The sequence below is a fragment of the Amycolatopsis sp. NPDC003861 genome, from assembly GCF_053605405.1.
Map to the genome: position 1 here is coordinate 1 of NZ_JBSGJD010000455.1, position 3618 is coordinate 3618.

At 74.0% G+C, this 3618-nt stretch carries 2 protein-coding genes; one reads left to right on the plus strand and one right to left on the minus strand.

The annotated features are described in order from the left end of the window. Positions 1-37: 37 nt before the first annotated feature. Positions 38-2404 carry a ComEC/Rec2 family competence protein gene (locus ACWEVN_RS47145; RefSeq protein ID WP_452055613.1) on the minus strand — a complete coding sequence of 789 codons (2367 nt, stop codon included), beginning with the start codon at positions 2402-2404 and terminating at the stop codon, positions 38-40. A 1011-nt stretch (positions 2405-3415) separates the two neighbouring features. On the opposite strand from ACWEVN_RS47145, the gene ACWEVN_RS47150 reads away from it, so the two are divergent. After that, a partial coding sequence (locus ACWEVN_RS47150; RefSeq protein ID WP_452055614.1) for a hypothetical protein occupies positions 3416-3618 on the plus strand: 203 nt, incomplete at its 3' end.

The following is a 3618-nucleotide window of genomic DNA, read 5'->3' on the forward strand; positions in this document are numbered from 1 at the left end:
CCGCGGGGGGGGGGGGGCAGGCGGCCCGCCCCGGCACTCAGCGTCGCGGCGGGCCGCGCGGCTCGCCACGGCGGACTATCGCCGTTCCGGTGACCACCGCGGTGTCGCCGTCCTCGTCGGTGCGAGTGACTCGCGCGCCGAGCGCCACCAAGGTGTCCATTGTGGACTTGCTGGGGTGGCCGTACGTGTTTCCCGCCCCCACGCTGACCAACGCCACCCGCGGAGCCACCGCCGCGAGGAACGACGACAGCGAGTAACGGCTGCCGTGATGGGGCACCTTCAGCACCTCCGCTTTCAGGTTTCCGATGTCGGCCAGCAGGTCCGCCTGCGCGGCCAGTTCGACGTCGCCGGTCAGTAGGACCCGGCCGGCCGTGGTTTCCGCCCGGAGTACCACCGAGCTGTTGTTGATCGTCGTGCCGTCCTGGGGCCCGTCTTGCCGCGCCGGTACGTAACGCGGGCCGAGGACGTCGAGCGCCAGGCCCGGCCATTCCAGCCGCTCCCCCGGGTTCAACTCCACCAGCGGCACCGCCCGCCGGCCGGCCTCGGCGGCGACCTGGCGCCACGCCCACCCCGGCGACCGCCCGGGGCCGACGGCTATGGCGCCGACCGCGCGGCCGTCGAAGATCGAGGCGAGGCCGCCGATGTGGTCGGCGTGCAGGTGGCTCAGCACCAGCAGTGGAACCCGGTCGACCGCCAGCCGGTGCAGGCACTCGTCGACCGGCCCCGGCTCGGGCCCGGCATCGACGACGACCGCGCGCCCCGGCTCGGCGGTCGCCAGCACGACCGCGTCGCCTTGGCCGACGTCGCACTCGACCATCGCCCAGTTCCGCGGCGGCCACGCCGGCGCCACCACCCGGACCGGCACGAACACCAGCAGCGCACCGGCGACGAACACGGCCATCAGCACCCGCACCTTCCGGTGCCGGACCGCGAGCGCCAGCCCCGCCAGGACGGCGGCGGCCAGGAGACCGCCCACCCAGCCGCCGGGCCAGGCGATGACCGCGCCCGGAGCCCGGGCACCGTGCCGGGCCACCGTGATCAGCCACCGGGCCTCGGGGTCGGCCAGGTGCACCAGGAGCCTCCCGGCGCCCGGCCACCACGGACCGGTGATCGTCGCCAGCACGCCGAGCACCGTCGCCGGAGCGACGACGGGCGCGGCGAGGACGTTGGTCAGCACCGAAACCAGGCTCACCGACCCCGCCATGCCCGCGAGCACCGGCGCCGTCACCAGGAAGGCCGCCAGCGGGACGGCCAGCCCTTCCGCGAACCCCGGCGGGATCCCGCGGCGGACCAGGGCGCCGGCCCAGCGGGGCGCGAGCAGGACCAGCCCGCCGGTGGCGCACACCGACAGGGCGAAGCCGAAGTCGGTGGCCATCGCCGGATCCGCCACCACCAGCAGGCACACCGCGAAGGCCAGCGCGGGCAACGCAGAACCGCGGCGTCCCAGCGCCAGGGCCAGGAGTGCCACGGCTGCCATGACGCCGGCGCGCAGCACGCTCGGCTCCGGGCCGACGAGAACGAGGAACCCGGCCAGGCACGCCCCGGCCGCGGCGGCCGACAGCCGGGGGCCGAACCGGAGCAGGCGCAACAGGAGCAGGACCGCCCCGCAGACGACGGCGAGGTTGCCCCCGCTGACCGCGGTGAGGTGCGCGAGTCCGGCGGAGACGAACTCCTGCTCGACGCGCGGGGACAACGCGCTCGTGTCGCCGAGCACCAGGCCCGGGAGAAGGCCCGCGGGTTCGTCCGGCAGGACCTGGCACAAGTAGTGGAGCCCGGCGCGCAGCTCGGCCGCCGCCTGCTGCCACCACGGCGACGGGCCCGGGTCGGCCGGTGGACCGCGTACGGACAGCACCGCGACGGTCAGGTCTGAGCCGCGCGGCGGCATCAGCAGGCCGGACGCGGTCACCTCCTGGCCTGGTAGCAGGGAGGTCCACTGCTCGACCGGGGCCAGCAGGAGGACGCGGCCGGAGGAAGGGACCGGCCGCCCGTCGACCGAGGCTGTGCGGACGTCGGCCGCGACGACGACCGACCGGGCGCCTGCTTGGCGGTCGGCGTATCCCGCGCTGCGCACGGGTTTCGGGCGCTCGGCGACGACGACTCGCAATGCGGCCGGTAGGCCTTCTGCCGTGCGGAGCTCGTCACGTTGGGCGTCGCGGATTCGCCAGGCGACCGGGCCGGCGGCGAGGAGGCCGAGGATCAGGAGGGCCGCTGCCGCGTCGCGCGCCCGGGGGTGATTGCGGGCTCGCCACAGGATGAGGCCGGCGATGATTGTCGAGGCCAGGCCGGTGGCGACGGTCGTCCACCAGCCGAGTAATAAGCCGGCCAATGCTGCCAGCCAGCAGGCCGCGGCTGCCGGGACTAGCCGCATGTCCTGGCGGGTGTCGGTTGCTGGGAGGGTGGTCATTCTGGTGTCACCTTCTGTGGGACGGCGGACTTGGGCACGTCGCTGGTGCCGGCCGTGGTGAGCTGGGAGCGCTTCATGCGACCGCCTCCTCGGGCGGGCGATCCGCTCCTGCGAGGTGTGGGCGGCCGGGCCGCGAGCAGCTCGCTTTGGTGGACGGAACCAAAGTGGGCGGCGCTGCGGACACGGACGGGCGGCCAGGTGCTGGTTGAAAGTGAGCCCACGCCGCGGAAATGGCGCATGTCTTCGACCGTCCGGACGGCGCTCGTCCGGTGGCCCCCGTCCACGAGGGAGCCTTCTCGGCCACACCGTCGGTGCCGGCGACGGACAGCCGAGTATGTGCCACCGTGCTCATCGGACCGCCACCTGCCGCGAGCGCTTCCGGAAGGCACCGGCCAGCCAGCAGGCGGCGTCCGCCGGTCCCCGGGCGGTGCGGGTTGATCAGCGGGCGCTGTCGATGCGGGCGGGCGGCGAGCCGCAGCTCGAGAGCGAGTCCACGCGATCGGAGAGCCACACGCCCTGTCGGGCACCGGCCGCAGAAGGCGCTCATCCGATCACCACCTCCCGACACAGCATGGGAGCGGACCGCTTCCGAGAAACACCGGTAGCCAGCACGCGGGCGGTGCGGGTCCAGAAGCGATGTCGATGTGGGTAGGCGGCGAGCCGCAGCTTGGGAGCAAGTCCGCGCGTTCGGAGAGCCACACGTCCTGTCGGGTGCTGGCGACAGAAGGTGCTCATCGGACCGCCACCTGCCACGAGCATGCGAGCGAGCCACTTCCGAGAGAACCGGCACCGGGTTGCGAGTGAGGTGGGTTGGTCGACGGGCGCTGGGGATACGGGTGGGCGGCCAGCCGCTGCTCGGAAGCGAGCCCACGCGATAGGAAGCCACGCCTTGCCGGGTGCCGACGGCAGCAGGCACTCATCTGATCGCGACCTCTCGAAAGCGAGCGGACCCGCTTTCGAGAGGTGCGAATGAGCGGCTTGCGACGACAGTCGGCCTGAAAGCGGGTCGACTTGTCGGACGAGGCCATCGACGGCGTGCAGTGGATGTGGGCAGGCGGCGAGTCGCTGGTTGAGGCCGGAGCCCGCGCCGTCGGAGAACCGAAGGGCAGGCGCGGCGGGCACGGCGGGCGCGACGGGCATGGCAAGCGCGGCAAGCGCGGCAAGCGCGACGGGCATGGCGAGCGCGGCAGGCGCGGCAAGCGCCGCGGGCGCGG